This is a genomic window from Oryzihumus sp. (assembly GCF_054325275.1).
On record NZ_JBTCWL010000023.1, the window covers coordinates 1 to 26,516 of the forward strand.

The 26,516-nt window shown below is 73.7% G+C and carries 28 protein-coding genes and 1 pseudogene; 11 read left to right on the forward strand and 18 right to left on the reverse strand.

The annotated features are described in order from the left end of the window. Positions 1–696: thioredoxin domain-containing protein (locus ACXVGS_RS07910; protein ID WP_458536811.1), on the reverse strand; the 696-nt coding region annotated here is incomplete at its 3' end. A gap of 214 nt (positions 697–910) precedes the next feature. Between ACXVGS_RS07910 and ACXVGS_RS07915 the strand changes: the two genes are divergently transcribed. The 3 genes from ACXVGS_RS07915 to ACXVGS_RS07925 are packed head-to-tail and all read left to right on the forward strand — an operon-like array spanning position 911 to position 3,740. Beyond that, positions 911–2,023 carry a hypothetical protein gene (locus tag ACXVGS_RS07915; RefSeq protein ID WP_458529755.1) on the forward strand — a complete coding sequence of 371 codons (1,113 nt, stop codon included), beginning with the start codon at positions 911–913 and terminating at the stop codon, positions 2,021–2,023. Beyond that, complete coding sequence (locus tag ACXVGS_RS07920; RefSeq protein ID WP_458529754.1) at positions 2,020–2,928, forward strand: ABC transporter ATP-binding protein; 909 nt, start codon at positions 2,020–2,022, stop codon at positions 2,926–2,928. The genes ACXVGS_RS07915 and ACXVGS_RS07920 overlap by 4 nt, the downstream gene beginning before the upstream one ends. After that, positions 2,925–3,740 carry an ABC transporter permease gene (locus ACXVGS_RS07925; RefSeq protein ID WP_458536812.1) on the forward strand — a complete coding sequence of 272 codons (816 nt, stop codon included), beginning with the start codon at positions 2,925–2,927 and terminating at the stop codon, positions 3,738–3,740. The genes ACXVGS_RS07920 and ACXVGS_RS07925 overlap by 4 nt, the downstream gene beginning before the upstream one ends. A gap of 57 nt (positions 3,741–3,797) precedes the next feature. On the opposite strand, the gene ACXVGS_RS07930 is transcribed toward ACXVGS_RS07925, so the two are convergent. Continuing rightward, positions 3,798–4,604, reverse strand: coding sequence for a lipase family alpha/beta hydrolase (locus ACXVGS_RS07930; protein WP_458536813.1), 807 nt, complete (start codon positions 4,602–4,604; stop codon positions 3,798–3,800). Between the two features lie 47 nt (positions 4,605–4,651). Here ACXVGS_RS07930 and ACXVGS_RS07935 point away from each other — a divergent pair. After that, positions 4,652–4,777, forward strand: a pseudogene (locus ACXVGS_RS07935) (bifunctional D-altronate/D-mannonate dehydratase); the annotation flags it as partial. 67 nt (positions 4,778–4,844) lie between these two features. Here the strand turns inward: ACXVGS_RS07935 and ACXVGS_RS07940 are convergent. Next, a complete protein-coding gene (locus ACXVGS_RS07940) occupies positions 4,845–5,183 on the reverse strand; it encodes a DUF1330 domain-containing protein (protein WP_458529751.1) in 339 nt (112 codons plus the stop codon). Between the two features lie 5 nt (positions 5,184–5,188). Further along, the gene (locus ACXVGS_RS07945) at positions 5,189–5,557 is read right to left on the reverse strand and encodes a nuclear transport factor 2 family protein (protein ID WP_141788914.1); all 369 of its coding nucleotides are present in this window, start codon (positions 5,555–5,557) and stop codon (positions 5,189–5,191) included. A gap of 129 nt (positions 5,558–5,686) precedes the next feature. Here ACXVGS_RS07945 and ACXVGS_RS07950 point away from each other — a divergent pair, with 129 nt between their 5' ends. From ACXVGS_RS07950 to ACXVGS_RS07960, 3 genes are all read left to right on the forward strand, one after another. Further along, complete coding sequence (locus tag ACXVGS_RS07950) at positions 5,687–6,484, forward strand: helix-turn-helix domain-containing protein (protein ID WP_458531203.1); 798 nt, start codon at positions 5,687–5,689, stop codon at positions 6,482–6,484. 119 nt (positions 6,485–6,603) lie between these two features. Continuing rightward, positions 6,604–7,191, forward strand: a complete 588-nt coding sequence (locus ACXVGS_RS07955) for a COG4315 family predicted lipoprotein (RefSeq protein WP_458529748.1) — start codon at positions 6,604–6,606, stop codon at positions 7,189–7,191. Next, positions 7,188–8,423: a hypothetical protein gene (locus tag ACXVGS_RS07960; RefSeq protein WP_458533611.1), complete on the forward strand. Its 1,236-nt coding sequence runs from the start codon at positions 7,188–7,190 to the stop codon at positions 8,421–8,423. Before ACXVGS_RS07955 ends, ACXVGS_RS07960 begins: the two co-directional genes overlap by 4 nt. A gap of 29 nt (positions 8,424–8,452) precedes the next feature. On the opposite strand, the gene ACXVGS_RS07965 is transcribed toward ACXVGS_RS07960, so the two are convergent. The 11 genes from ACXVGS_RS07965 to ACXVGS_RS08015 all read right to left on the reverse strand — a co-directional run bounded on the left by ACXVGS_RS07965 (position 8,453) and on the right by ACXVGS_RS08015 (position 19,040). After that, the gene (locus ACXVGS_RS07965) at positions 8,453–9,316 is read right to left on the reverse strand and encodes an amidohydrolase family protein (protein WP_458529746.1); all 864 of its coding nucleotides are present in this window, start codon (positions 9,314–9,316) and stop codon (positions 8,453–8,455) included. 110 nt (positions 9,317–9,426) lie between these two features. Beyond that, positions 9,427–9,912 carry an MSMEG_0572/Sll0783 family nitrogen starvation response protein gene (locus ACXVGS_RS07970; protein ID WP_141788909.1) on the reverse strand — a complete coding sequence of 162 codons (486 nt, stop codon included), beginning with the start codon at positions 9,910–9,912 and terminating at the stop codon, positions 9,427–9,429. Positions 9,913–9,980: 68 nt separating this feature from the next. Further along, positions 9,981–10,247: a hypothetical protein gene (locus tag ACXVGS_RS07975; RefSeq protein ID WP_458529745.1), complete on the reverse strand. Its 267-nt coding sequence runs from the start codon at positions 10,245–10,247 to the stop codon at positions 9,981–9,983. Position 10,248: 1 nt separating this feature from the next. After that, entirely contained in the window at positions 10,249–11,589 is a 1,341-nt protein-coding gene (locus ACXVGS_RS07980; protein ID WP_458529744.1) for an FAD-dependent oxidoreductase, read from the reverse strand. 122 nt (positions 11,590–11,711) lie between these two features. Beyond that, entirely contained in the window at positions 11,712–12,110 is a 399-nt protein-coding gene (locus ACXVGS_RS07985; protein WP_458531205.1) for an OsmC family protein, read from the reverse strand. A 17-nt stretch (positions 12,111–12,127) separates the two neighbouring features. Continuing rightward, positions 12,128–13,540, reverse strand: coding sequence for an oxamate carbamoyltransferase subunit AllG family protein (locus tag ACXVGS_RS07990; protein ID WP_458536814.1), 1,413 nt, complete (start codon positions 13,538–13,540; stop codon positions 12,128–12,130). Next, the gene (argH, locus tag ACXVGS_RS07995; RefSeq protein ID WP_458529741.1) at positions 13,540–15,045 is read right to left on the reverse strand and encodes an argininosuccinate lyase; all 1,506 of its coding nucleotides are present in this window, start codon (positions 15,043–15,045) and stop codon (positions 13,540–13,542) included. The genes ACXVGS_RS07990 and argH overlap by 1 nt, the downstream gene beginning before the upstream one ends. Continuing rightward, positions 15,042–16,016, reverse strand: coding sequence for a 1-aminocyclopropane-1-carboxylate deaminase/D-cysteine desulfhydrase (locus ACXVGS_RS08000; RefSeq protein WP_458529740.1), 975 nt, complete (start codon positions 16,014–16,016; stop codon positions 15,042–15,044). The genes argH and ACXVGS_RS08000 overlap by 4 nt, the downstream gene beginning before the upstream one ends. Then, positions 16,007–17,383 carry a class-II fumarase/aspartase family protein gene (locus ACXVGS_RS08005; RefSeq protein ID WP_458531926.1) on the reverse strand — a complete coding sequence of 459 codons (1,377 nt, stop codon included), beginning with the start codon at positions 17,381–17,383 and terminating at the stop codon, positions 16,007–16,009. Before ACXVGS_RS08005 ends, ACXVGS_RS08000 begins: the two co-directional genes overlap by 10 nt. Next, positions 17,356–18,270, reverse strand: coding sequence for a DUF7714 family protein (locus ACXVGS_RS08010; protein WP_458536815.1), 915 nt, complete (start codon positions 18,268–18,270; stop codon positions 17,356–17,358). The genes ACXVGS_RS08005 and ACXVGS_RS08010 overlap by 28 nt, the downstream gene beginning before the upstream one ends. Then, complete coding sequence (locus tag ACXVGS_RS08015; protein WP_458533640.1) at positions 18,267–19,040, reverse strand: phosphosulfolactate synthase; 774 nt, start codon at positions 19,038–19,040, stop codon at positions 18,267–18,269. Before ACXVGS_RS08015 ends, ACXVGS_RS08010 begins: the two co-directional genes overlap by 4 nt. A 57-nt stretch (positions 19,041–19,097) precedes the next feature. On the opposite strand from ACXVGS_RS08015, the gene ACXVGS_RS08020 reads away from it, so the two are divergent. After that, positions 19,098–20,099, forward strand: a complete 1,002-nt coding sequence (locus tag ACXVGS_RS08020) for an AIR synthase related protein (RefSeq protein WP_458529736.1) — start codon at positions 19,098–19,100, stop codon at positions 20,097–20,099. A gap of 19 nt (positions 20,100–20,118) precedes the next feature. Here ACXVGS_RS08020 and ACXVGS_RS08025 read toward each other — a convergent pair whose 3' ends face one another. From ACXVGS_RS08025 to ACXVGS_RS08035, 3 genes are all read right to left on the reverse strand, one after another. Then, positions 20,119–20,691: an MSMEG_0567/Sll0786 family nitrogen starvation N-acetyltransferase gene (locus ACXVGS_RS08025; protein WP_458529735.1), complete on the reverse strand. Its 573-nt coding sequence runs from the start codon at positions 20,689–20,691 to the stop codon at positions 20,119–20,121. A 16-nt stretch (positions 20,692–20,707) separates the two neighbouring features. After that, a complete protein-coding gene (locus ACXVGS_RS08030) occupies positions 20,708–21,874 on the reverse strand; it encodes an MSMEG_0568 family radical SAM protein (protein ID WP_458529734.1) in 1,167 nt (388 codons plus the stop codon). Positions 21,875–21,963: 89 nt separating this feature from the next. Next, complete coding sequence (locus ACXVGS_RS08035) at positions 21,964–22,635, reverse strand: hypothetical protein (RefSeq protein WP_458529733.1); 672 nt, start codon at positions 22,633–22,635, stop codon at positions 21,964–21,966. A 73-nt stretch (positions 22,636–22,708) separates the two neighbouring features. Here ACXVGS_RS08035 and ACXVGS_RS08040 point away from each other — a divergent pair, with 73 nt between their 5' ends. From ACXVGS_RS08040 to ACXVGS_RS08050, 3 genes are read left to right on the forward strand one after another with little or no spacing between them, the layout of a single operon-like run. Next, positions 22,709–23,680, forward strand: a complete 972-nt coding sequence (locus tag ACXVGS_RS08040; RefSeq protein ID WP_458529732.1) for a carbamate kinase — start codon at positions 22,709–22,711, stop codon at positions 23,678–23,680. Beyond that, entirely contained in the window at positions 23,677–25,215 is a 1,539-nt protein-coding gene (locus ACXVGS_RS08045; RefSeq protein ID WP_458536816.1) for a hypothetical protein, read from the forward strand. The genes ACXVGS_RS08040 and ACXVGS_RS08045 overlap by 4 nt, the downstream gene beginning before the upstream one ends. Beyond that, a complete protein-coding gene (locus ACXVGS_RS08050; protein WP_458536817.1) occupies positions 25,212–26,435 on the forward strand; it encodes an MSMEG_0565 family glycosyltransferase in 1,224 nt (407 codons plus the stop codon). The genes ACXVGS_RS08045 and ACXVGS_RS08050 overlap by 4 nt, the downstream gene beginning before the upstream one ends. Positions 26,436–26,516 lie beyond the last annotated feature (81 nt).

Genomic DNA, 26,516 nt, shown 5'->3' on the forward strand with positions numbered 1-26,516 from the left:
GGCCATCGCCTCGCAGGTGCGCTCGACCATGTCCAGCGCGCGGGTCGAACCGGTGCGGGCGTGGTGGCGCAGGAGCGCCTCCAGGACCATCGACGGGGGGAACTTCGGCGCCCGGCCGAACCCGCCGTGCTGGTGGTCGAAAGCGCCCGCGAGCTGCTCCTCGGCCTGGTCCAGGGCCGCGGCGTCCAGGGGCGCCGGGGGTGTCGACCGGGCGACCGCCTCCCGCAGCGCTCCCGCGATCCTGTCGCCGGCCGCCACGACCTCCTCGCGCCGGGTCAGCCACGCGTCCTGGACCGCGGCGAGCAGCTGGAGGAACCCGGACCTGGGGAAGTAGGTGCCCGTGAAGAACGGCTCCCCGGTGGGGGTCAGCAGCGCGGTCATCGGCCAGCCGCCCTGGCCGTTCATCGCCGTGGTGGCGGTCATGTAGACGGCGTCGACGTCGGGCCGCTCCTCACGGTCGACCTTGACCGCGACGAACCCCTCGTTGACGAGGGCGGCGACCTCCTCGTCCTCGAAGGACTGGTGCGCCATCACGTGGCACCAGTGGCACGCGGCGTAGCCGACGCTGAGCAGCACCGGCACGTCGCGGCGCCGGGCCTCGGCGAAGGCCTCCTCGGACCACGGCCACCAGTCGACGGGGTTGTCCGCGTGCTGGAGCAGGTAAGGGCTGGTGGCGGTGGCGAGTCGGTTCACCATCCGGGCCTCCCGTCGTCACGGAACGAGCCATGCCGGCTGTCTGGTGCCAACCACACTTGCACAGCCCGGCCCGTGAGACACCTTCCCCGGCTTCCTCGTCGGGCTGTTGGCGGTGGCTTGGCTGGCGGCGCCGTCCGGTCGTGGCGTGGGGTGGAGGTCACCGCCGCGGGCTGAGGTCTGGACCAGGCTTCGTGAGCCGGGCGTACGGTGAGACATGGTCCGGCATTGGCGCTGGCTTGTCGTCCTCCTGTCGGCTGCCGTGCTGGTTGCCCTGCCGACGGTGTCCGGTCACGTGCACCTGCAGCTGGCTGGCCCGATGCCGGCTGCCCTGCTCCTCGAACGCATCGACGACACGGCCACGACCCCGTACTCCGGATATGCGTCAGCCACCGGAGGCCTTGCGCTGCCACAGTCGGGTCAGTGGGACTCGGTGGTGAAGCTGCTGCGCGGCACGACACGCCTGCGCGTCTGGTTCAGGGGCGCCCGGGACTGGCGCGTCGACAGCGTCACCGCGACCGGGGAGGTCGGACAGCACCGGACCGCGATCGGCCTGTGGACGTGGGACTACGAGCACAACCGGGCGACGCTCGAGACCGGGGGTCCCGGTGAGGACCCGGCGGTGCGACTCCCCGCCGCGGCCGACCTGCTCCCGCCAGCCCTGGCGCACCGGCTGCTGAGCGGGGCACGGCCCTCCGAGGTCAGCTCCCTGCCGTCCCGGTGGGTTGCCGGCCGAGAGGCCCAGGGCCTGCGGCTGCGGCCGAGCGACCCCCGGTCGACGATCGGCCACGTCGATGTCTGGGCTGACCGCGCTTCGGCGATCCCGCTGCAGGTCGAGGTCGTCGCAGCGGCCGGTGGTGTCGGCGCTCCAGTCATGGTCTCGGACTTCACCGACTTCAGCACCAGGACCCCGACCGCGCGTGAGACGGCGTTCGCCCCAGCGGCAGCCGTGCGGGTGAGCGGGCGCAGCCGGCCCGACCTGGTGGCCATGGTCTCGCGGTTCGCCGATGCGTCGGGTCCGGTCGTGCTCGCCGGCCTGCCCCGCAACCTGGCCGTCGCCGGGTCCAGCGGGGTGCCCGTCTATGGCCGGGGAGTGACCGAGCTGGTGGCCGTGCCCTTGTGGCCGGAACAGGCAGTCGGCCTGCGCCGCGAGCTGTCACGGGCACCAGGCACGACGTCGACCGCCGGCGGCCTGGCGCTGTCGGTCGGCCCGGTCGGGCTGCTGCTCACCGCGCCGGGCGAGGACGCCGACGCCTGGCTGCTCAGCGGCACCGTCACGCCGGCCACCATGGCGACCGCTGCCGAGGAGCTGCGGCGGGCCGGGCGATGATCCGCACGCACGGGCTCACCAAGCGGTTCGGCCGCCTGACCGCGGTGGGCGACGTGGCCCTGGACGTCCGCAGCGGTGACATCTACGGCTTCCTCGGCGCCAACGGCTCGGGCAAGACGACCACCGTCAGGATGTTGCTCGGGCTCGTCCTGCCCACCTCCGGCTCGATCGAGCTGCTCGGCCGGGCCATGCCGCGGGAGGCGCCTGCGGTGCTTCCGGCGGTGGGGGCGTTCGTCGAGGGGCCGGCGGCCTACGGCCATCTCTCGGGGCGAACGAACCTGCGCCTGCTGGACGCGAGCGGCCCCGCCCCCGGCGGCGCGCGGACCCGGCGCAGGCGCGTGGACTCTGCCCTGGAGCAGGTCGGCCTCGCCGATGTCGGCAGCCGCGTGGTGCGGGCGTACTCGCTCGGCATGAAGCAGCGGCTGGGCCTTGCCGGTGCGCTGCTGCGCCAGCCCGAGCTCCTGATCCTGGACGAGCCGACCAACGGCCTTGACCCCCAAGGCATCCGCGAGGTTCGGGAGCTGCTCAGGCGCCTGAACGCAGCCGGCACCACGGTCTTCCTCTCCAGCCACCTGCTGGCCGAGGTGGAGCAGCTGTGCACTCGCGTGGGCGTGCTCGACCGTGGACGACTCGTGGTGCAGGAGCCCCTCGAGGTACTTCGGGCACCCACCGGCCGCACGGTCGTGTCCACCCCGGATGCGGCCGCGGCCGCTGCCCTGCTCAACGGCGGGGTGGAGCGCCGGGACGGCGAGCGGCTCGTCGTCCGTGCCGCTGACCCGGCGGCCCTGAACGCCAGGCTGGTGGGCGAGGGCATCCGCGTGCGGGAGCTCGGCCCGGAGCGCCGCTCGCTCGAGGAGGTCCTCCACGAGCGGCTCGGCGCCCCCGAGGGCGGCGGACGTCGATGATCCGGGTCGAGCTGGCCAAGCTGGTGCGCCGACCGCGGACCTGGCTGACGATCCTGCTGCTGAACGCCCTGCCCACCCTGGTGGCGGTGCTGGTCGCGGTCACCGGCGTCACGGTGCCACCGGGGGAGGGGCCGGCGTTCCTGTCGGCCGTGCTCACCAACGGCTCGCTCTTCGCCGTGGCCGCCCTGGCCATCGTCCTGCCCGTGTTCCTGCCCGTGGCCGTGTCGGTCATGGCGGGGGACTCGATCGCCGGTGAGGCCCAGAACGGCACCCTGCGATACCTGCTGATCCGACCGGTCGGCCGCACGCGGCTGCTCGTCGCCAAGCTGGTCAGCACCGTGGTGTTCGTGCTCGTCGCGGTGGTCACGGTGGCACTGGTCGGTTTTCTCGTCGGGCGGCTGCTGCTGGGGCACCAACCACTGTCCGAGGCGGTGGTCAGCGTGTCAGGCACCTCGCTGTCGCCGGCGCAGCTCGTCTGGCGCATCGCCCTCACCATCGGCTACATCGCCTTCTCCATGCTGGGCGTGGCCGCGATGGCCGTGCTGCTCTCCACCCTCAGTGACTCCCCGCTGGCGGCGAGCCTCGGTGCGCTCGCCTTCCTCATCGGGTCCTCCCTGCTCCTGACCGTCGACGCGGCGCGGAGCCTGCAGCCCTACCTGCCCACCCGGTACTGGCTCTCGTTCCTCGACCTGTTCCGGGACCCGATCCTGTGGAGCGACCTGCAGCGGGGTACCGCGCTGCAGGCCGCCTACGTGGTGGTGCTGCTCGGCGCCGCCTGGGCGAACTTCCTCACCAAGGACGTCACCAGCTGAGCGAGCGGCGTCGCGGTCCGTGCCACGACCACCCGGAGCATCCCGTGCAGCCCCCGGTCACGGCAGCAACCGCCGGCAGTCCTGCGGACCCACCTGCCCGGGCGGGCCCGGCCCGAGCTGGGCGCTGACCATGGCCTGGACGACCGGGTCGGACGGCAACGCCGAGTGCCCCACCCGCGAAGCGGAGCAGACCCCCTGGACCGTGAGGTTGAGCGCTCCCGCCAGCCGGGCGGAGTCCGGTGGGACGACCACGTCGTCGAAGGTAGTCCAGATGGACACCACGCGGGGACCGCCGTGCTCACGGGCCGCCAGCCGGTCGAGCTCGGTGAGCAGCGGACTGTCCGGTTGCAGCTGCTGGCAGGCCGCCGGGCAGCTGCCGGCCAAGGTGCCCAGCTCGGCCAGCTCGGTCCCGTGGTGCGGGGACCCCACGGTGACCAGCCGGCGCGTCAGCTGTGCTCCTCCGAGCTCCTCCAGCCAGTACCGCGCGACGACTCCGCCCGCGGAGTAGCCGACCACATCGACCGACGGGGCACCGGTCCGGGCGCGTACCTCCTGGGCGGCCCGGCCGAGCACCCTGGCCTGCTGCCGGAGGTCACCTGTTCCGTTGCCGGGGAGCCGCAGGACCGTGACGTCCTTGCCTTGGCGTCGCAACGCAGCCGCGAGACCGTCCAGTGACGAGCTCGCCCCCCCGTAGCCGGGGACCAGGAGCACCGGTCCTGGCCGGTCCTGCCGGGGCCGTCCGGCCGACTGATGGGTGCCGGGCCGCGGGAGAGCCGGCAACACGACAGCGGCAAGAACCAGCCCGACGAGGACGACAAGGCCGATGAGGAGGCGCCGTCGGGCCGGCGCCAACGCGGACAGCACGGTGACATCTTCCCCCCAACGGCTGCCGGGTCTGCTTCCCCAGGCTGCTCCACCCCGGGAGCACGCCGGGCCTCGGGGTCGAGGTGGGTCAGGACGCCGCCGCAGCCTTCCCCTACCGCCCCGCCTACCTCCCGGTGAACGGGCTCACCGACGGCACGGTGCACGACTGGTGAGGCGCGCGATACAGGGCACGAGGCAGGCCCCACGCGGTGGGGCCTTCCCCGGGCATCGCGGACTGCTTCAGGCGTGGGCGTCCTGCAGGACGTCGATGCCACGGTGGGGCTGCACGACGCCGTCGAAGAGCGCGATCCACCCGTCGGCGTTGGCGGCCCGCAGCGGGATGATCGCCTGGTAGGCGTCCGAGGCGTACCAGGCGGCCGCCGCGTCGGCTTCGGGGAACTCGATGACGATGAGGTCTCCCGGCCAGGTGCCTTCCCGCTCCTGCGCCCGGGCGCCGTGGACCAGGAACCGGCCGCCGTAGGGAGCCAGGGTGTCGTCGATCCGGCGCAGGTACTCCACCACCTCGTCGTTGAGGTCGACCCGGGTCAGGATCCCGACGGCATAGCTGGGCGTGGGCACGGCGCTCACGCCCCGGCCGGGACGCGATCGAGGAAGCCAAGCACGGTCGCGACGCGGCCGTCCTGCCCGACCTCCAGCACGTCGAACCCGACGACGAGCGGCTCCTGGCCCGCCGGGCCGAGTCCCCACTGGAAGCGGGCCTGGGCGTGGTGGGAGTCGACCCCGCCGAGCAGCTCGAAGGCCATCCCCGCGAACTGCTCCTGGACGGCGCCGATGGTGGCGGCGATCTGCTCGTGGCCCTGCACGTCGACGATCGGGTCGACGTAGCGCCCGGTCGGCGCCCACAGGCGCTCGACCGCCGCACGGCGGGCGGTCGCGTCGGTCTCGTTCCACGTCTCGATGTAGCTCTGGGCCAGCTGGGTGAAGTCGGTCATCGTCCCGTCCTCGGTCGGTCCGCCGCGGGCTGCGGCGGGTCATGGAGACGATCCTCGGGCGCGGCGCGACGCCAGTCGATTACCTCAAAGGTCATGGCACGACCGCGGGCAGGACGATGGAATGCCGCCATGACGACCGCGACCGCACCGCACCCGACCGTCGGGCACCTCCTCCGGACCTGGCGTCAGCGACGACGCCTGACCCAGCTCGACCTGGCCAGCAGCTCGCAGGTGTCCACGCGCCACCTCAGCTTCGTGGAGACCGGCCGCGCGAAGCCGACCCGCGAGATGATCCTGCACCTGTCGGAGAGCCTGGACGTGCCGCTGCGCCAGCGCAACGAGCTGCTCCTGGCCGGGGGCTTCGCGCCGGCGTTCCCCGAGCACCAGCTCACCGACGCCCCGATGTCGGCCATCAGCGACGCGATCAACCGGATCCTCGACGCCCACGACCCCTATCCCGCCGTCGTCGTCGACCGGCACTGGGAGCTGGTCGCGGCGAACCGGGCAGCGGGGATCCTCATGGAGGGCGTGGCCGCGCACCTGCTGGAGCCACCGGCGAACGTCCTGCGGCTCAGCCTGCACCCGGACGGGCTCGCGCCCCGGATCGTCAACCTCGCGGCCTGGCGGGCGCACCTGCTGGGACGGCTCGAGCGGCAGGTGCAGGCCACCGGCGACCCCGTGCTCGCCACGCTGCTGGACGAGCTCCGCGAGCTGCCGGGAGACGACGACGGCAGCGAGTACCACGACGCGCTGGTGGTCCCGATGCGGTGCCGCGTCCGCGGTCACGAGCTCTCGATGTTCAGCACCACCACGGTGTTCGGGACACCGCTGGACGTGACGGTCTCCGAGCTGGCGATCGAGACGTTCTACCCCACCGACGAGCGGTCGGCCGGGGTGCTGCGCGCCCTCCAGGAGGGGCAGGCCTGAGCCGTCCTCTCGGCGGCCGCGGTGAACCGTGGCAGCGCCGGATGTCGTGTGTGGACTGAAGCCACAACGCGGACCCGGCACCCACCCGGGGAACCGGTCCCCGAAGGAGATGAGCAGCCATGACGACCCTTCCTGCCAGGACGCGGACCGGCGCACTTCTGGGTGTCGCGGTCGCGGTGCCGGCCCTCCTGCTGGCCGCCTGCGGCACGTCCTCCTCGACCTCCAGCGCAGGCTCGAGCTCACCGGCCACCGGCAGCCCGAGCAGCATGGCGGCCGCCACGGTGACGGTCGAGACCCACAGCGGCCCGGTCGGCACCTACCTGACCGACGGCTCGGGGCGCACGCTCTACCTGTTCGTCGCCGACACCGGCGGCAAGTCCGCCTGCTCCACCGCCTGCGCGAAGTACTGGCCGCCGCTGACGACCACGGGGTCCCCGACCGCAGCGGGAACGGCCAAGGCCGCCATGCTGTCCACGATCACGCGTGCGGACGGCTCGAAGCAGGTGACCTACAGCGGCCACCCGCTGTACTACTTCGCCGGCGACGCCGCCGCGGGTGACCTCAAGGGGCAGGGCACCAACGGGTTCGGCGCCAAGTGGTGGGTGGTGTCTCCGGCCGGTGCGTCGATCACCATGATGGCCGGGGCCAGCGGCTCGTCCCCGTCGAAGACCACCAAGACCTCCGGTGGCGGTGGCGGCTGGGCATGACGTCCACGGCGCCGGCCGAGCGCGCGGCTCCGGGTGTCCCCGGAGTCGGGCCGCCCGGCTACCAGCGGCGGGCCCAGCCCGGCGAGCCGATCAGGTCGCCGGCCTTCCTCGGTGTCGTCCTCGTCTCGCTCGGCGGCCCCCTGGCCCTGGCGGCCCTCTACGCGCCCACGATCGTGGCCGACGCCAGTGCCTCGGCGGGACTGGTGACCGTCAGCGCGACGGTCGTGTTCGCCATACCCCTGCTGGTGTGGCTGCGCTACTCCCGCCACGTGGCCGGCTCCGGCGGCCTCTTCGGGTTCGTCGAGGCCGCTGCCGGCCGGCGGGTCGCGCTCGTGCAGGCGGGCCTGTGGACCGCGAGCTACCTGCTCTACCTGCTCTACACGACGGCCTCGATCGCGTACGACACGCTGCCCGCGGTGCTGCCGGGGGTCCAGCCCTACCGCCCGCTGGTCGAGGTCGCGCTGCCGATCGTCCTCGCGGCGGTCATGCTCGCGGGCCGTGCCGTCACCCTGGCCGTCACCGGCCTCCTGGCCGTCGGCCAGGTGGTGCTCGTCGCGGCCCTGGCCGCGGTGACGTTGGGTCACGGTGCTGCCGCCGGGTCGTTCACCCTCCAGGCGCCGGTCGGGGCGGTCCGCACCGCGACCGCGCAGACCGCCCTGCTGTATGTCTGCGGCAGCCTTCCGCTGTTCCTCGGAGGGGAGCTCGCCGCTCCCACCAGGACCATGCGGCGCGGGCTGGTCGGGGGCTACCTCCTCGTCGCGGTCGGCGTCGTCGCGACCGTGGCGCCGCTGGCCGCCAACCCCGCCTTCACCCGCGCGCCGATCCCCGGCGTGGCGGTGGCCCGGGTCTTCGGCGGACCGGGGCTGGCCGTCGCCGTGGGTCTCGGCGTCGCTGCCAGCATCGCCGGGGTGATGCTGGTGGAGTTCCTCGCGCTGAGCCGGCTGCTGCACGTCGTCACCAGGTGCCCCACCGGGACCGTCATCGGCGTGCTCGCCGTGCCACTGGTGGCCGCCGGGCCGATCAGCCTCATCGACCCGGAGGGCTTCTACAACGCCCTGCTCAAGCCCTCCCTCGTGGCCCTGTGGCTCAGCCAGCTGGTGGTCTTCGCGGTCTACCCCCGTTTCGCGGTGCGCCGGGGGAGCAACCCGCTCCTGAGCGCGGCGCTCGCGCTCGGCGCCTGTGCGTTCGCCGGCTACGGCATCTGGGCCACGCTGCAGCACGCCGCGACGTGACGCACCTCGCCGCCGTCGCGGGGGATGCCCTAGCCCGTCCCGTAGAGCGCCTCGAAGTTCCCGTGGAGGATGCGCTCCTTGAGCTCCTCACCCACGTCCGCGCCCGCGATCTTCCAGTACTCGCCCCAGAAGTCGCTCCACGGCTCGTCCGACGCGAAGAGCACCCGGTCCGCCCCGACGCCGCGCTTCTCGATCTCGGTCATCAGCCACCGCGGACCGAACCCGATCGCCCAGGTCGTGTCGGTGTAGACCTTGTAGCCCTGTTCCACCCAGTCCAGGAACTGGGGGACCAGCTTGATGTGACCGCTGACCCCGCCCCCGAAGTGCACGATGTGGATCTTCACCCGCTTGCCGAACTCCTCGATCATCGGGATGAAGTTGTTGATGTCCGAGGCGCCGCCCGCGCTGGTGTGGAAGTGGAACACGAGGTCGTGCTGCTCCGCGGCCGCGAAGCAGGCCTCCGCGACCTCGCGCGTGTCCGCGTCCCAGGTCTCCGGGTTCGGGTTGCCTCCCAGGAGGAAGGTCGTCTTGAGCGCGACGATGCGCGCCTCGCCGGCCTTCTCCAGGGCCCGCATGGTCAGCTCCCGGTTGGCGGGCAGGAACGAGACCCACAGGCCCCCGCTCAGCCGGTCGTCCCGGGCCACCGCGTCGAGCACCAGGTCGTTGAGCGAGAACGGCTGTTCCTGCACCGGTATGCCGTAGTTGGGCAGGACCAGGCCGCGCTCGAGCCCCCGGAGGTCCAGGTGGTGCTTGAGGTAGTCGTCCAGGCCCGCGAAGTCGTAGACCGTGGGTTTCACGGGGGTGGGCAGGTTGTAGAACTTCCACGCCGCCAGCTCCCCGATGTGGCTGTGCGCGTCGATCACGCGGCGCGTGACCCGATCAGCAGAGGCCATGGTCCGCCCCTTCCGTGCGGCTCAACCGGCCGGGTCCGAGCGCCGGCCCAGGTCGAGACAGGTGGTGGGCAGGCGGCCCCAGCCCGCCTGCCGGGAAAGCCTGCGACCGGTCACACGGTCCAGGTCTGCATGAGCAGCGCACCCGCCCGGCGGGCGGTGAGCACGGCGTCGAGGACGTCGAGCGGGTTGATCGGCCGGACGCCTTCCATCATGTCGATCTCGCGCATCCCGTAGAGGGCTGCCGCCGAGAACCGGCACGCGTAGACATGGCCACCCTCGTCCATGAACGTGCGCAGCTGCTTGTTGTACTGCTGCTCGCCGGGGAACGCCTCGTCGCCGACCCGGGGGTACCCGCGCGTGGCGGCGGCCATGAGGGAGCCGGGCCCGTAGAGCACCAGGTGGGTGTCGAAGCCCTTCCGGCGGATGCGGGTCGCGGTGAGCATGTTGACCAGCCCGACCGAGCCCTCGAACGGCACCGTGTGCATCATGATCCAGGCCTGCTCGCCCGGTTCGGCCTGGATGTCCTCGAAGACCTTGTCCTCGTAGTCGACGATGGCGTCACCGATCTTGACCCGTTCTCCGACGATCTGTGCCATGGCGCTTCTCCATTCTTGCGGTGGTGCGGGTGTCCTCACGGGGGAGGACCACGGGTGCCGGCGAGGGGCTAAACCCCCGGCGGCCGGCGCCCCGGAGGGTGCGCCCAGGAGGTCCACTGCTGCCGGTGGCTGCCGGGCATCGCCCACAGCACCCGCCTCCGGAGCGACCAGGGGACGCGCTGGTAGACGGGGGCGAAGACCCGTTGCCAGAACAGCTCGCCGGGTCCGTGGGGAGGGCGGGGCCGGGCCCCGCCGTACTGCCGCCCGACCCGGTCCTGGGCGACGACCAGGAGCTGGTGCTCGGCGTGCTGGCGCAGCCACCGGGAGACGGGCACGTCATCCTCCGCCGGCGAGGCTGTCGAGGCCGTTCTGTGCCGCCAGCACGATGGGCTCGTTGAGCGCCCCGATGGCGGGGGAGTAGACGTTCTCCATGGCCGCGAGGTCGCGCAGGGTCAGCCCGAACTTCACCGCCGTCGCGAGGAAGTCCGCGCGTTCCTTGATCCCTTCCTGGCCGACCATCTGGGCACCGATGAGGCGCAGCTGCTCGGGCTCCGCGAGCAGCTTGACCCTGACGGGGCGCACACCCGGGTAGTAGCGGGCCCGCGAGATCCCCTCCGCGCGGCCCACGACGAAGGGGAGGCCGAGCGCGGTGGCCAGGGTCTCGCCGAACGAGGCGCCCCCGATGACCCACTTGCCCGCCGGCGTCCCCCACGGCACGTAGACCGGCTGGTAGCGCTTCGTCCCGCCGCCGGCGTTGAACCCCGCGACCTTGCCCTGGGCGTAGGCATGGCTGCCGGTCAGCCCGGTCACGCCCACCCGGGTCACGCCGTGCGGCAGCTCGGCGCAGTCCCCGGCGGCGTAGACGCCGGGCGCCGACGTGGCCATGCGCTCGTTGACGACCAGGCCGCCCGTGGGCCCGGTCCTCAGGCCGGCCCGGGCGGCGAGGGTCACGTTGGGCTGCTTGTGGGTGGACAGGACGGCGAGGTCCGCCGGGATCTCACCGGCGGTCGTGCCGACGGACTGAAGCCTCTGGGTCCCGTTGAACGAGGTGAGGGTGGTGTTGAAGTGCAGGTGGACGCCCATCTCCTGCCAGGAGTCCTGCACCGGCGCGATGATGTCCGGGTCCACCACGTCGGCCAGCGCCCAGGGCTGGGGGTCGACGAGGTGGGTGTCGATGCCCCGGTGGGCGAGGGCCGTGGTCATCTCCAGGCCCAGCGGCGTGGCATGCACCACGACAGCCGAGCGGACGGTGTCCAGCACCTTGTCCCACTCCATCGCGCGCCGGATGTTCTTGACGTAGTAGAGCCCGTCGAGCCGGCCCCCGGGCACGCCCGGGTCGGAGTACTCGAAGCCGGTGGCGACCACCAGCCGGTCCCAGGGGACCTCGCCCTCACCGACCACGTCGACCACCTTGCGGTGCAGGTCGATCGAGCTGACCCAGGTCTCGTAGTGCACGTCGATGCCGGCCTGGACGTAGGCCTCCTTCTGGGCAAGGAAGAGGCGCTCGAAGCTGTCGATCTCCTTGCCGTGGACGTAGGGGATGCCGCACGGGCTGTAGCCCACGTCCTCGAACTCGGTGTAGACGGTGACCTCGTTGCGCGGGTCTGCGGCCTTGACGCCACCGGCGGCGCCGATCCCCGCGGCCCCGCCTCCGATGACCAGGATCCTGTGTGGCACGAGCGCTCCCCTCGGCCAACGTCCGGAGGATGGTTGCCGTTTAGTATCGGCAACTTCTGGTCACGATAGTGTCAACCTCCGCATAGCGGAAGAGCCGTCAGGACGAGCCCCGGGTGGTCCGGTCAGAGCAGCGGCGGCAGGTCGGGACCGGCCAGCCTGATGCCGAGCGAGGGCACCTGCCGCAGCGTGTTGGTCACGTAGCAGACGCGTTCGGCGACGGGGACGAGCGGTTCCAGAAGCTTGGCCGGGATCGCGGAGGAGATGACGAGGTCGACCCGGTCGAACTGCAGGCCGGCGTAGGTCCCCGTCGCCCGGACCTCGAGCCCGGGCAGGTCGATCCCGGCCTTGCCCGCCGCATACAGGAGTGCGAGCAGGAAGCACGAGGCGACGGAGGCGAGGAAGAGGTCGGTGGGCTGGGGGCCCGAGCCACTGCCGCCGGCCGTCAGTGGCTCGTCGACGACGATGTCGAACTCCCCGGCCCGGACCACCGCACGCAGGCCGCCGTCCCACCGGGCAGCCACGGACCGCTGCGGCCCGCTCACGGTCGCGCCAGGGCGGCCACGGCGGCGCGGAAGCAGCCCAGGGGAGCCGTCGCGACGCCCGCACCCACCTGTCCGGCCCCGGAGGTGGCGTCCAGGATGCCGGTGGTGACCCGGGGCGTCGTCTCGAGCTCCACGACGGGCCGCACGTCCACGCCCAGCGGGGTCCCCGCGTTGTGCCACGTCGGGAGCTTGAAGCGGGTGCTCTGCGTGACGCAGACGGCCTGCATCTGCCGGGTCAGCGCCGCCGCGGCGGCCATGGTGCCGCCGAGGAAGCCGGCGACCGCAGGCGAGCCCGCGGCGGCCGCCGCCCCGAGGCCGACCAGCTCGAGCACGGCGCTGTCGCCGATGTCCGGCGCGCTGTCCTCCGGTCCGTGGCCGGGGTAGTACAGGGCGTCGGACACCGGTGGCGCGGGCGCGAGGTGCACGGTCGCCGAGCCGGCGAGGCGGATGCCGAACGTCGTCCCGTTGCGGCACATCATCGTGACGACGCTCGACCCCTCGACCTGATCGGCCCACACCGCGACGGCCTTGGCCGCCGCCATCGCCAGGTTGAGGAAGAACAGGTGGTTGCCGGACAGGAAGCGGGCCAGCTCGACCCGGTCGTCGCCGGGCAACGCCACGAGGTGGGGCAGCAGGGTGCGGATCAGCAGGTTGGTCGAGGCCTGGGTGCGCAGGTGGACGTCGTCGCCCATCTGGAGCCCCTGCGCCGCGAGGGCGAACAGGTCGACGGGCCCGGAGTGCACCAGCACCTCGCGCAGCAGGGGTCCGGCGACGTCGCGGAGGAAGACCAGCCGCTCGACCGCGCCCGGCGTATCCCGGCCGAACCAGGCCGTGTCGCCCGAGCCCTGGTTCAGCGGTGCGAACGCGCGGGTGCCGCCGTGGGGGTTGTCCACGGCGAACAACGGCTGCGTGGGGCCGATGGCCGTGGCCATCGGCAGGACCACGTCATGCCGGTATGCCGGTTCCAGGGCGACCCCGCCCGCCTCCAGCAGGCGGTCGGCGCCGGCCACGTCCGGTGCCCAGCCCTCGGCTACCGCGGCAGCCCGCAGGGAGCGGCGCAGCGGGTCACACGCGTCTGCCCAGGCGAGGTCCGGCCCGCAGTGCAGGAGCACCCGGCCCGAGACGTCGGGGAGGAGCGCCTCCGCCGGCTCGCAGCCAACCAGCTGGGGCACGCCCTGGTCGAGGCGGCGCACCACCTCGTCGTTGGCCCGGTCGATCGCCTCGCCCCGCTCGCCGTACAGCCGCTCCAACGCCTCGACCATCTCCGGGTCGCCGCCGTCCGGGATGCGCCAGTCGACCTGCTGCACCGGCACGGCCTGGTCACGCACCGCGTCGGCGAACAGCGTGAGCCCGACGTTGACCACGGCGACCTCCTCCGGCAGCCGGACCCCGGGCTCGGGCGTGGTCATCACGCCACCCCCGTCCCGACCAGGTCGCGGGCCCGTTCCAGCAGCAGGGCGGTGGCCCCGTCGAGGTCCTGCCGCCGACCGCGGACCGTGTCCTCCAGCTCGCGCGCCTGCTGCCGGCACTGCGCCACCATGGCCCGGACGGCAGCCGGTGCTGCCCCTCCGGTCCCGGTCCGGGAGGCCACGATGGCCGCCGGGTCGAGGACCCGGGCCAGGTCGCGCCCGGTCAGGCCCCACGCGCGTCCCGTCTCGGCGAGGGCGACCTGGTCGAGCATCTCGCCGGTGATGGCCCGGCCCGGGACGCCCCGACGGCTGGCCTCGCGGACGGTCCGGCCCACGACCACGTAGGCGCTGCGGTAGTCGACCCCGCAGGTCTGGACGATGTGCTCGCACAGGTCCGTGGCCTGGGTGTACCCGGCGTCCAGCTCCTGGGCCATGCGCCCGGCGTTGACCTGCAGCGTGCGGACGACACCGCCCATCAGCCGCGTCACGCGCGTGGACAGGTCCAGGGCTCGCGGCACCTCGCCGTACGCGAAGATCAGGTTGTCGCTGCGCGCGGAGGGGCTCTTGGCCACGGCGAGGAAGCCGGTGAGCCGGCCGATGACCACCCCGGAGGCGCCGCGCACGATCGACAGCGCGTAGGGGTTGCGCTTCTGCGGCATCAGGATGCTCGCGCGGGTGTAGCCGTCGTCGAGGTCGACGAAGTCGAACTCGCTGCTCGACCAGATCTCCAGGTCCTCGGCCAGCTTGCTCAGGGTCGAGAGGAGGCTGGCGGCGGTGGCCAGCACGTGGATGAGCCCGTCGACCTGCCACATCGCGTCGCGCGTGTGCTCGATGACGTCGTCGAAGCCCAACGCGGCGGCGATGAAGGAACGGTCGTCGAGCAGCCGGGTGCCGTTCACGCAGCCGGCGCCGCCGGGGCTGCGGTTGACCCACCCCAGGGCGTCCAGCAGCCGCTGGCCGTCCCTCAGCGCCGGGTAGGCGAACGAGAGGACGTAGTGGCCGAACGTCGAGGGCTGCGCCTGCTGCAGGTACGTCTGGTCCGGCATCAGCGTCGCGACGTGCCGGTCCGCCAGGTCGGTGGCCTCGCGGGCGAACGCGGCCACCTCGTCGACGAGGTCGAGCAGCTGGCGCCGGACGTAGAGCCGCAGCGCGATGCGCGCCGCCTCCCGCCGGGGCCGTCCGGCGTGCAACCAGCCGGCCACGTCCCCGAGGCGCTCGACGAAGAAGTGCTCCCGCGAGTTGTACGGCTCGCCGAGGGCCGGGTCGTAGGGGAAGTGCGCTGCGTCGGTGTCGTGGACCTCCAGCAGGACACGCTGCAGGTCCCGCGCCGCCGCCTCCGGGATGACGCCCCGCCGGCGCAGGTCGAGCACGTGGGCGATGTCGGCCAGGTTGAGCCCGTCGTGCAGGAACGGCGCGTCGGCGTTCTCGAGGGTGAAGCCGCTCTCGACCAGCTCGGGGGCTGCCGAGCCGACGGGGGGACCGCTGCGGCGTGGGCGAGCGTTCATGGCTGTGCTCCCTGGACGAGGGCGGACAGGGCGGCGGCGACGCCCCCGGTGTGCCAGAACACGACCGGTGAAGGTGTGCCCTCGCGGATCTCCCGGCGCAGCAGGCTCATCGCCTTGGCCCCGTAGCAGGGGTCCAGCAGCAGCCCCTCGTGGCGTAGGGCGATGACCGCGCTGGTCCGGTCGTCCTCCGAGGGCACGCCGAAGCCGGGGCCGCGGCAGTCGCGCAGGTCGACGTCGGTCGCGGCCGGGGGAGCCAGCCCCAGCAGCCGCGCGCACTCGCGGGCGACGCCCAGCACCTGCGCGCGCGCCTCCTCGGGCTCGCGGCTGACCGAGGCGCCGAGCACCCGCCACGGCAGCTCGAAACCGACCTGCCCGGCCACCAGGCCGGCCTGCGTGCCCCCGGATCCGGTGGCCACCACGACGACCGTGGGCGAGACCCCCGCGGCGGCACACTGGTCCGCGAGCTCCCTCGCGGCGCAGGCGTATCCGGCGGCGCCGACCCCGGTGGCACCGCCGCGGGGCACGGCATACGGTCGGTGGCCCCCGGCCGCCAGCCGCGCCGAGTGTGCGGCGACCGCGTCGTCGAGCTGCTCGCGGGTCGGGGCGGCGTCGAAGTGCAATCGCGCGCCGGCCGCCCGTGCCAGGGCGAGGTTCACCGCCGGGGTGGTGGGTGCCGGCCCGCTGAACAGCAGGTCGCACGCCAGGCCCGCGGTGCAGGCGGCCATTGCCGCCGCGGCGCAGAAGCTCGAGGAGGGGCTGCCCGCCGAGACCAGGACGTCGGCCCGGCGCGCGACCGCGTCGCCGATGAGGAACTCCAGGGCGCGTGCCTTGTTGCCGGCGACGCCGAACCCGGTCAGGTCGTCACGCTTGAGGTAGATCGGCCCGGCGGCCAGCGCCTCTTCCAGCCCGTGTGCCCGGACCAGCGGGGTGGGCAGGCTCGCCAGTCCGGCGCGGGCCAGGGTCACGGCCATGTGTCCGGCTCCGCGTCGCGGGCGGCGCGGGCCCGGCTGACGACCGTGTCCACCATCGCGCCGGCGGCGCCGGTTGCGGGCACGGCCAGCCAGCGGCGGCACTCCTGCTCCGTGGCGGCGCCGGCGGCGACGAGGGCATCGACGACGTGCGCGACCTCCGTGGTCCCGGGGCTGAGCACCTCGTGCATCAGCCGCTGCGCCGTGTGCTTCCCGACCTTCCCGGCCAACCCGGCGAGCAGGCGCTCGGAGGCGATCCGGTCGCCGTGCCGCTCGACGTTGGCCCGCATCGCCTCGACGTCCACCTCGAGGCCGGAGACCAGCCGGCGGCCGACCTGGAGCGCCACCCCGGTCAGCAGGCAGACCTCGGGGAAGGCCGACCACTCCGCCTTCCACCCGCGGCCGTCGCGCTCGTGGACCGCGACCATCCCCTCGACCAGGACACTGGCGTTGGCGCGGACCAGCCGGGCCACGGTGTCGAGGTGCTCACTGCCCTCGGGGTTGCGCTTGTGCGGCATCGTGATGCTGCTGACCGCCTCGGGCGTGGTCGGTTCGCGCAGCTCGCCGATCTCGGGTCGCTGCAGCTCGAAGACCTCGGTCCCGATCCGCGCCAGCGTCCCGCACACCATGGACAGGAGGCCAGCGAACTCCGCGACCCGGTCGCGGGAGCTCAGCCACGAGATCCCCGGGTCGTCCAGGCCCAGCTCCGCGCAGAACTGCGCCCGCAGCGCCAGGCCTTGCGGCTCGAAGAAGCCCAGCACGCCGACGGCCCCGCCCAGCTGCCCGACCAGCCACCGGGGCCGACCCTCCCGCAACCGGTCCAGGTGGCGGCGCACCTCGTCGGCCCAGGACGCCGCCTTGAAGCCGAACGTGATCGGCGCCCCCGGCTGGCCGTGGGTCCGCCCGGCCATCACGGTGTCGCGGTGGGTGACGGCGAGCCCGAGCAGGGAGCCCTCGATCTCGTGCAGGTCGCGCCAGAGCAGCGCACCGACCTCGCGCATGGCCAGGGCGAACCACGTGTCGGTGACGTCCTGCACGGTGGCGCCCGCGTAGACGTGCTCTCGTGCCGCCTCCGGCAGCACCTGCTGCAGCGCCCGGATCAGGCCGAGCATCGAGTGCGAGGTCAGCCGGGTCTGCTCGGCCACCAGGTCGAGGTCGAGGGAGTCGACCCGCGCGTGGGTCGCGATGTCGGCTGCGGCCCCGGCCGGGATCATCCCCAGCCGGGCCTGCGCGGTCGCCAGCGCGGTGAGCACGTCCAGCCACGCCTGCAGCCTGGCCGGTTCCTCGAACAGCGACGCGAGCTCGGCCGTCCCCCACAGGTGGGCGTACTGCCGGGAGTCGGTCAGCCGGGCGACCACGAGGGCTCCCACTCGCGCACGACCCGCACCAGCGCCTCGGAGACCTGGGCGAGGGTGGCGCCCCACGGCACGACGACCTGGCCGGGCTCGGTGACCACCTCGTGCTCCAGCAGGCAGCACCGGGTCAGTACCGCGCCGGGGGTCGGCCCGGCCCGCCGGGGGCAGGTGTCGACCTGCTCGGCCCGCTCGCCGTAGATCCACTCGTGGATCTGCTGCGAGCGCTCACAGCCGAGCAGGGTCCAGGCCCGGTGCTCCGGACGCTGGTCCAGGTAGCAGGTCGCGCTGCCCTCGACCGTGACCCCGGCGCCCCGGCAGGGCAGCAGGTAGGTCTCGGCGGGGTGGGTGCGCGCCAGCTCGGTCAGGTCGACGACCTCGGCGACCAGCTCGATGGGGGGCAGGTGCTCGGCGACGTCGAGCAGCCGTCGGGTCTGGTCGAAGAGCTTCGCGGGATGGGGCGGGACGACCTCGCGGACGGTGAGCCGCAGCGGCGCGGGGTCCACGATGAAGCTGATGTGGCCGTAGCCGTCCTGCATGACCACACCCCGCTTGCCGGGCGCGCCCTCCCGGGCGGCGCGCGCCAGCATCGTAGGCACCGCCGCGTCCAGGTCGGGGCGGACCAGGAAGGCGCACTCCTGCGGTCCGGTGAGCAGGGCGACGCCGGTGATTGGCACGAACAGCGGGTCCTCCCCGTCCGCGGCGGACGCCTTCTCCACCGACACGACCGCGGTCTGGTCACCGCGCCGGACCACGATGAACCGGGTCCGCCGGTAGGCCTCCAGACCGACGAAGTGCGCCGCCAGCGAACCCTCGTCGAGCTCGCAGGTGACGTCCGAGACGGCGACGCCCCGGTAGGCGCCGGGCACCAGGTTGGGTCGCCGCGCCACCGGCGTCCGGCTCACGTCGGCACCCAGGGGGCGTGGACGGCGCAGGTGTCCGCGCGGAGCCCGAGCCGCAGCGTCTCGAGGGCCAGGACGTCCTCGAGGGCGATGTTGGCCAGGTTCACCTCGGGGCCGTACTCGCGGATGAACCAGGCCTGCTGGTCCTTGCGCGGCGCCTCGAAGAACACCCGGTCCCGGCCGCCGCCGCGAAGGGCGGCCTGCGCGAGCTCCTCCCGCACGGTGCCGTCGGGGCGGTAGAGGCCGACGGTGCCGCTCTCCCGGCCCTCCGCGATCACCCAGCTCGCCCCGGCGTCGAGGTCACCGGCGACCTCCGCGGCCCACTCCGCGGGGCTCGCCTGCTCCTGCGGGTCCTTGCTGCCCACCTCGGAGAGCACGACGAACCGCCCGACCGCGCGCCGGATGAGGTCCCGCTTGTCCGCCACCGGCATGGGCGCCACGCCCCGGGAGACCTCGACGCAGGAGAGGCCGGCCCCGGACGCCCAGTCCAGGCACTCGTCGACCTTGCCCTGGCACCAGGCGATCTCCATCAGGGTGCCCCCGAGGCAGGCCCGCACGTCGGCCGCGGCGAGCAGCGACAGCTTGGCCGGGAGCCCGGGGTCGACGTAGGCGATGCCCCAGCCGAGCTTCCAGAGGTCGAGGTGCGCTGCGCCCGACGCCAGCACCGCCTCGGTCGTGGCGACGCTGGCCCCCTTGTCGAGGACGTGGGTCAGTCCCGCGACGCGTGGCTTGCTCCCTCGCTCCGGCAGACTCAGAAAGGTCGGCAGCGACACGTTCTCTATGTTAAAAGGCTCATACACTTTCCGACAGGGCGCGGGAGGGAGGGCGTCATGGACGCGACCCCGGGCGGAGCCGGTGGGCTCGGCGACCTGGAGCAGCTGGCGGCCCACCTGCGCACCCACGCCGCCCTGCGGGCCAAGGCGGAGATCGGCCTGGTCAGCGAGGTGATGGGCGCGGCGAGCTGGGTCCACGGCCCCGGTGACGACGGAGCGGTGGTCCGGATGGGCGCCGCGGGCGTGGCCGGCTCCCCTGACGGCCAGGTGATCGCCTGCGGGGAGGCGCTGCTGCCCGCCTTCGTGGCCCGCGACCCCTACGGCGCCGGCTTCGCCGCAGTCCTGACCAACGTCAACGACCTGGCCGCGATGGGGGCCATGCCGTGCGCGATCGTCGACACCATCGTCGGCACCGTCGACCTGGCCCGGGAGGCGCTGCGCGGCATGCAGGCGGCGAGCCGGCTGTATGACGTGCCGGTCGTGGGTGGGCACCTCACCCTGCACGATGGGTCGCCTGCCGTGTCCGCGTTCGGCGTCGGAAGGGCCGAGAAGGTGCTGTCACTGACCCACGTCGCGGCGGGACAGTCACTCGTGGTCGCGTGCTGCACCGACGGCACGATGCGCGAGGACTTCCCCTTCTTCAGGTCCTTCGACGAGCGGGGCGCCGAGTTGGCCGGGGACGTCCGGCTGCTGGCCCGGATCGCCGGGTCGGGCGCCGCCGTCGCGGCGAAGGACGTGAGCATGGCCGGCCTGGTGGGCTCGCTGGCCATGCTGCTGGAGTGGGGCCGGTTCGGCGTCACGGTCGACCTCGACCGCCTGCCCCGGCCGCCCGGGGTGCCGATGGCCGCGTGGCTGAGCTGCTTCCCGGCATACGCCTTCCTGCTCTGCGCACCGCCGGGCCGCGCGGGGGAGTGTGTGTCGGCCTTCCATGCGCGCGGTCTGGACGCCGCGGTCGTCGGTGTCATCGACGACACCGGGCTGCTCCGGCTGGCCTCCGGTGACCGGCGGGCGACGGTGCTCGACCTGGCCCTCACCCCGGTGACCGGCCTGCAGCGCTGACCCTGCCCGGGGCACGACCTCAGGCGTCCGTGCCCTCGGCGAGGGCGCGGGCGAGGGAGGCGCCGCGCTCCGGTGAGGGCAGCGCGACACGCATCTGCTGGTGGGGAAGCCCGACGTACGTCTCCGGGCCGCCCACCGGCTCCCACCCGAGCCGGGTGAAGAACGCGACGTTGGGCAGCTGGATGTGCGCCACCATCGCCCGGCCGCCGCGCGCCCCGGCGAGGGCGACCGCGCAGCGGACCAGCGGCGCGCCCAGGCCGTGGACCCGGAACGGCGCCAGGACGGCGAGCCGGTCTCCCTGCCAGAGGCCGGTCCGGGCGTCGAGCTCGTAGAGCCGGACGCTGCCCACGACGACGCCGTCGCAGCACCCGACGACGTGGACCGTCGAGGACCGGGCATCGCGCTCGTCCCGGTCCGAGCCGGCGAAGACCGCCTGCTCCACGACGAAGACCTCGTGCCGCACCGCGAAGTGTGCGACCAGATCCCCGGGTGAGCCCGCCTCCCGGCACACGACGGGCGAAGGCGCGGCATGGGCGGGGCGGACGCCGGTGGCCCGGCCCGGCCGGGTGGCGGAGGCGTCGGCGGCGGTCACGGCATGCCCCGCTCGGTCACCCAGCCTGCGGTGGCCGGCCGATCTGCAGCAACGGCGAGGATCGCAGGGCCGAGGCGACGGGGGTGAGCCCGGAGCAGGCCTGGCACCGGGCGCAGCCCGCCTTGGCGATGGACGAGTGCATGCCCCGTGCGGCCATGTAGCCGGCGACCGCCCGGTACATCCGCTCGGTGTAGGCCCCGTCGGGGGGCAGGGCGTCCTCCATCAGGCTCCCGGCGACGGGCCGCAGCGGGACGACGAAGGGGAACACGCCCAGGTCCACCGCCCGCCGGCAGCCGTCGAGGGTCACGTCGGGGTCCTCGCCCATGCCGAGGATGACGTAGGTGGAGACCTGGCCCCGGCCGAAGACGTCGACCGCACGGGTCCACGCCTCGAAGTAGCGCTCGATCCCGGTGCGGGCCTTGGCCGGCGCGACGCTGGCCAGCACGTCCGGGTCGAAGGACTCGACGTGGATGCCCACCGAGTCGACCCCCATCTCGCCCACCTCGTCGATGACGTCGAGGTCGCGCGGAGGCTCGAACTGGATCTCGACCGGCAGCCCGGCGGCCTCCTTGACCGCCTGGGCGCACCGGGCCACGTAGCGCGCCCCGCGGTCGACCCCGTTGGAGCTGCCCGTCGTCAGCGTGGCGTCGACCGCCCCGTCCAGCTCCCGGGCCGCAACCGCGACCTCCGCCAGCTGCTCGGGGGTCTTCTTGACGATGGTGCGCCCCGCGTCGAGCGACACCTCGATCCCGCAGAAGCGGCACTGGTCCGCGTGGCCCCAGTAGGCGCAGGTCTGCACCACCGTGCTCGCGAACGAGTCGAGGTGGAGCAGGCCGATCTTCCAGTACGGGACGCCGTCGGCGGTGGACAGGTCGTAGAAGCGCGGGCGGCGTTGGGCGGAGGCGCCGGCCAGCCGCTCGCCGTCCCGGAAGATCGCGTAACCCTCGTCCTCGGCCCGGAGCACGTAGGGCGAGCCGGCGGCGGAGGCGTTGTCCATCGGCACGGTGAGGGGGACCCCGCCGACCCAGAGCATCCCGGAGTCCGTCGGTCCCGCGCCCCCGCGCCGCCGCTCGAGGGGGACCTCCACCCTCAGCCCGCGGGCCTGCAGGTCCACCACGAGGGAGGCCAGCGCGGCAGCGGATGCATCTGGTGACGGTGCATGGGGTGCGGGGTGGACGCTCATGGCTCTCCCCAGTCGTTCACTGAGCGAAACGAACCGTATCCCTTAGCAAACGTTTCGGCCGTTGGCCCTGTCAAGGTGCCGAAGGACGGTCACCGGCGCGACGACAGCGCCTCCCGGTGCCTCTGGAGGGCCTCGAGCCAGGAGGCCCGGTCGCTGTAGGTCTCGCTCACCTCCGGGGGCGACGTCCCGTCGGCCGCCGGTGCCGGGATCACCTGCACCTCGTATGCCGTGCTCCCCGCGCCGCCGGCCCCCACCACGCCGACGAGCACGGTGCCGGTCGGCACGTGGATCTGGACCTGGCGGAGCTCGCCGGTCATCACGGCGTCGGCGTCCGGCTCCTCGACCAGCCACTCCTGCCCCGCCGCCCGCGCCGCCGCGACACGGTTCTGCGCCCTGCGGGCCCGCTCCTGCGCCCACAGCTCCCGGCACCGCACGGCGCAGGCCGCGTCCACCACGGTCTCGGGCGAGAGCCCGCCGAGCCCGGCCATGTCTGCACTGGACGTGGTGGCCAGGGAGGTGACCAGCGGGTCGCGCCGGGCCAGCACCGCCGCGATGTCCAGGCAGTCGGCGCGCAGCCCCGCCAGCAGCCTGCCCGTTGCCGCGACGGCCCGTTCGTAGCCGGCCGGGTCGACCAGGACCAGGGGGTAGAGGCGGGTCTCGGCGGCGGAGAACCGGGCCACCGCCTCCGCCGGGAGCTCGGGAGCGCCGGACCCCGATGGCATCCCCTCCGGGCCGGCCGTGCTGCATACACCATCGGCCATACCCACATCGTATGATGTACGCACCTGGCCGCGACCGGTCCAGGACCGACATCCCTTGAGGAATCGAGGCGCCGTGACGGGTATCGCGGTGGTCGCCTTGGGCGGTAACGCCATCATCCCTGCGGGTGAGGCGGGCACCTACGAGCAGCAGCGCGAGCACGCCGACGCGATGGCCGCGTCGATCCGCGAGCTGCTCGACGACGGGTGGCGGGTCGTCATCGTGCACGGCAACGGTCCCCAGGTGGGCAACCTCGCGATCCAGCAGGAGAGGGCGCGCGACGCCGTGCCGGAGATGCCGCTGTTCGCCCTGGACGCCATGACGCAGGGCCAGCTGGGGTCCCTCATCGCGATCGCGGTCTACCGGGCCTGCGGCGGCCGCCACCCCGTGGTGGGCATCCTCAGCCACGTGATCGTCGACCTCGCCGACCCCGCGTTCGAGCATCCCTCCAAGCCCATCGGTCCCTTCTACTCCCGGTCCGAGGCAGCTGGGCTGGCCGCGACCCGTGGCTGGGTGCTCGTCGAGGACAGCGGCCGCGGGTACCGCCGCGTCGTCCCGTCACCGCAGCCCCTCGGCTTCGTCGAGATCCGGGCCCTGCGGTGCCTGCTCGACGCCGGGCACGTGGTGGTGGCCGACGGCGGGGGAGGCATCCCCGTGGCCCGCCGCGGCGCCGTCTGGGACGGGGTCGACGCGGTCATCGACAAGGACTACGCCGCCGCCGAGCTCGCCCGCCAGCTCGGGGCCGACGCCCTCGTGCTGGTCACCGGGGTCGAGGCCGTGATGGTCGACTTCGGGACGCCCACCCAGCGCCGGTTGGGTCGCATCGACGTGGCGGACGCTGAGCGCCACCTCTCCGCGGGGCAGTTCCCCGAGGGGAGCATGGGCCCGAAGGTGCGGGCCGCGACCCGGTTCCTGCGAGGCGGGGGAGCGCTGGCCGTCATCACCACGGCGTCACTCGCCGCGCCGACCCTGCGCGCCCGCGGGGACGACCCCACCGCCGGCACCCGGATCGTGGCCGCGCTCGACCGGGAGGAGGCTTCGGCGTGACGGTCGAGGTCCGGACGTTCACGGACACCTACGTGGACTCGGTCGTCCAGCTCGAGGCGATGAGGGCCATGCGCCAGACCGCGGGCGTCGACTGGGCGAGCGCCGCGATGGGGACCCCGGCCAATCTGCAGGCCTTGCGCGACGAGCAGGTCGACCCCTCCGCGGTGGCCGGGGCCGACCCGAACGACTTCGTCATCGCGGTCCGGGCCGCGACGCCCGGGGCGGCCGAGGAGGCCCTCGACGCGGGGGAGCGGGCCGCCTTTGCGGCCCGACCCGCCTCCGGCGAGCGGACCGCGGAGCCGGAGCCGAGGACGGTGCGCCAGGCGGTGCAGGCCCAACCGGGGTCGACCGTGGCGGTCGTCTCGGTGCCGGGGGAGTACGCCCCGCTCGTCACCTGCGAGGCGTTGTCGGCGGGCCTGCACGTGCTGCTGTTCAGCGACAACGTGCCCGTCCACGAGGAGGTGCGCCTCAAGGACCTCGCCCGGGCCAGGGGGTTGCTGGTCATGGGGCCCGGCGCCGGCACGGCGATGGTGGGCGGGGTGGGGCTCGGCTTCGCCAACGTCGTCAGGCCCGGTCGTGTCGGCGTGGTGGCGGCCGCGGGCACCGGCGCCCAGGAGGTCATGTCCCTGCTCGACCGGTGGGGTGCCGGCGTCAGCCAGGTCATCGGGGTCGGCGGCCGCGACCTGTCCCGTGCGGTCGCCGGGCGGACCAGCCTCCAGGCGCTCGCGGCCCTGCGGGACGACCCGGGCACCGACGTCATCCTCCTCGTCTCGAAGCCGCCGGCGCCGGACGTCGCGGCCACCGTCCTGGGTGCCGGTGGTGGCACCCCGGTGGTGGCCGCGCTCATCGGGCTGGACCCGGGCTTCGTCGCCCCGGCAGGGGTCCGGCTCGCCGACACGCTCGAGGGCGGCGTGGTGGCCACGCTGGACGTCCTCGGCCGTTCGGCACCGGCCACGACCGCGACCGCCGGGCCCTCGGTGGCGCAGGCCCGTCGCCGGCTCGCGCCGCAGCGGACCCTGGTCCGAGGCCTGTTCTCCGGCGGGACCCTTTGCTACGAGTCCCTGGTCCTCCTGAGCCGGGTGCTGGGCGAGGTCAGGTCGAACGTGCCGATCAACCCGCGCTGGGGCCTGCCGGCCCCTCCGGGGTCGCACCAGTGCCTCGACCTCGGTGAGGAGGAGTTCACCCGCGGCCGGCCCCACCCGATGATCGACGCCGAGGCCCGGCTGGACGTGCTGGCCGAGCATGCCGCCGACGAGCAGGTGGCGGCGATCGTCGTGGACGTCGTGCTCGGTCTCGGCGCCCACCCCGACCCTGCCGGCGTGCTGGCACCCGCGTGCGAGGCGGCCATGGCGGGCGGGGGTCCGCAGGTCGTGTCCTACGTCCTCGGCACCGAAGCAGATCCGCAAGGCCTTGCCGCGCAGCGGGAGCGGCTCCAGCGGGCGGGCTGCATCGTCACCGAGACCGCGGCGCGGGCCTCCCTGGTCGCCGCCGCGGTCGCCACCGGGGACCTGGACCTGGCGGGGCGGGCGCTGTGAGCCGAGCCTCCCGGCCCCGGGTCGCGCTGGTCAGCTACTCGACCAAACCGCGCGGCGGCGTGGTGCACACCCTGTCCCTGGCCGAGGCGATGGTCGACCTGGGCCTGCCGGTCCGCGTCGTCTCGCTCGGCGACCAGGAGCAGGGGTTCCATCGACCGGTCCGTGCGCCGTACACCCTGGTCCCGGCCCCCGAGCAACGGCCGACGCTGGAGGAGAGGGTGTTCGCCTCGGTCGACGCCCTCGAGGAGGGCCTGCGGGCGGTGGCCGACGAGGTCGACATCCTGCACACCCAGGACTGCATCTCCGCGCGTGCGGCGGCCCGCGTGCGCGACTCCGGCGCTGACGTGCAGGTGCTGCGCACGGTCCACCACGTCGACGACTTCACCACTCCGGCGCTGGTCGAGTGCCAGCGCCAGGCGATCCTCGAGCCGGACCGGCTGGTGGTCGTCAGCGAGGACTGGCGGGCCCGGCTGCAGGCCGAGTTCGGCAGGTCGGCCCGGGTGATCCACAACGGTGTGGACGCGCGCCGTTTCCCGGCCGTCGAGCCCGCGGAGCGGACCGCGCTGCGGCAGGAGCTGGGGCTGGCGGACCGGTTCGTCTTCCTCGCCGTGGGCGGGATCGAGCCGCGCAAGGGCAGCGTGCACCTGCTGCAGGCCCTGGCGATCCTGGCCCGGGAGCTGGAGCCCCGTCCCGCCCTGGTCGTCGTGGGCGGGCACTCGTTCCAGGACTACGCCGCCTACCGTGAGCAGGCACTGGGCATGCTGCCGGGTCTCGGCCTGGAGCTCGGCCGCGACGTCATCCTCGGGGGCACGGTGAGCGAGGCGGCGCTGAACCTCCACTACCGCAGCGCCGACGCGCTGGCCTTCCCCTCCGTCAAGGAGGGCTGGGGGCTGGCCGTCCTGGAGGCCATGACCGCCGGGCTGCCCGTGGTGGCCAGCGACATCGCCGTGCTGCGCGAGTACCTGACCGACCGCGATACCGCCGTCCTGACCCGGGTCGGCGATCCGTGGTCGCTGGCCGAGGGGATGCGGGCGGTGGCGACCGACTCCGCGCTGAGGTCCCGGCTGGTCGAGGCAGGCCGCTCGCTGGTGACGCGGTTCAGCTGGGAGCGCGCCGCCCGGGCGCACTGGCAGCTGTACCTCGAGACGTCGGCCGGGAGGCGTTCGTGGGTGCGACGGAGGGCGACAGGCGCGACGGTTCGGGCTAGCCGGCGAGCGTGAGCCGTGGCGTTGCCTGACGTGTACGGTTGCCGACCGTCGGGCACGACTTTTAGGTGCACAGGGATTCACCACAGTGGATCT

Excerpts from the sequence above, each read along its gene's own strand:
- ACXVGS_RS07915 (WP_458529755.1), top strand. The coding sequence starts at position 911 with ATGGTCCGGCATTGGCGCTGGCTTGTCGTCCTCCTGTCGGCTGCCGTG.
- ACXVGS_RS07920 (WP_458529754.1), top strand. The coding sequence starts at position 2,020 with ATGATCCGCACGCACGGGCTCACCAAGCGGTTCGGCCGCCTGACCGCG.
- ACXVGS_RS07925 (WP_458536812.1), top strand. The coding sequence starts at position 2,925 with ATGATCCGGGTCGAGCTGGCCAAGCTGGTGCGCCGACCGCGGACCTGG.
- ACXVGS_RS07945 (WP_141788914.1), bottom strand. The coding sequence starts at position 5,557 with ATGACCGACTTCACCCAGCTGGCCCAGAGCTACATCGAGACGTGGAAC.
- ACXVGS_RS07950 (WP_458531203.1), top strand. The coding sequence starts at position 5,687 with ATGACGACCGCGACCGCACCGCACCCGACCGTCGGGCACCTCCTCCGG.
- ACXVGS_RS07955 (WP_458529748.1), top strand. The coding sequence starts at position 6,604 with ATGACGACCCTTCCTGCCAGGACGCGGACCGGCGCACTTCTGGGTGTC.
- ACXVGS_RS07960 (WP_458533611.1), top strand. The coding sequence starts at position 7,188 with ATGACGTCCACGGCGCCGGCCGAGCGCGCGGCTCCGGGTGTCCCCGGA.
- ACXVGS_RS07965 (WP_458529746.1), bottom strand. The coding sequence starts at position 9,316 with ATGGCCTCTGCTGATCGGGTCACGCGCCGCGTGATCGACGCGCACAGC.
- ACXVGS_RS07970 (WP_141788909.1), bottom strand. The coding sequence starts at position 9,912 with ATGGCACAGATCGTCGGAGAACGGGTCAAGATCGGTGACGCCATCGTC.
- ACXVGS_RS07990 (WP_458536814.1), bottom strand. The coding sequence starts at position 13,540 with ATGACCACGCCCGAGCCCGGGGTCCGGCTGCCGGAGGAGGTCGCCGTG.
- argH (WP_458529741.1), bottom strand. The coding sequence starts at position 15,045 with ATGAACGCTCGCCCACGCCGCAGCGGTCCCCCCGTCGGCTCGGCAGCC.
- ACXVGS_RS08000 (WP_458529740.1), bottom strand. The coding sequence starts at position 16,016 with ATGGCCGTGACCCTGGCCCGCGCCGGACTGGCGAGCCTGCCCACCCCG.
- ACXVGS_RS08020 (WP_458529736.1), top strand. The coding sequence starts at position 19,098 with ATGGACGCGACCCCGGGCGGAGCCGGTGGGCTCGGCGACCTGGAGCAG.
- ACXVGS_RS08030 (WP_458529734.1), bottom strand. The coding sequence starts at position 21,874 with ATGAGCGTCCACCCCGCACCCCATGCACCGTCACCAGATGCATCCGCT.
- ACXVGS_RS08035 (WP_458529733.1), bottom strand. The coding sequence starts at position 22,635 with ATGGCCGATGGTGTATGCAGCACGGCCGGCCCGGAGGGGATGCCATCG.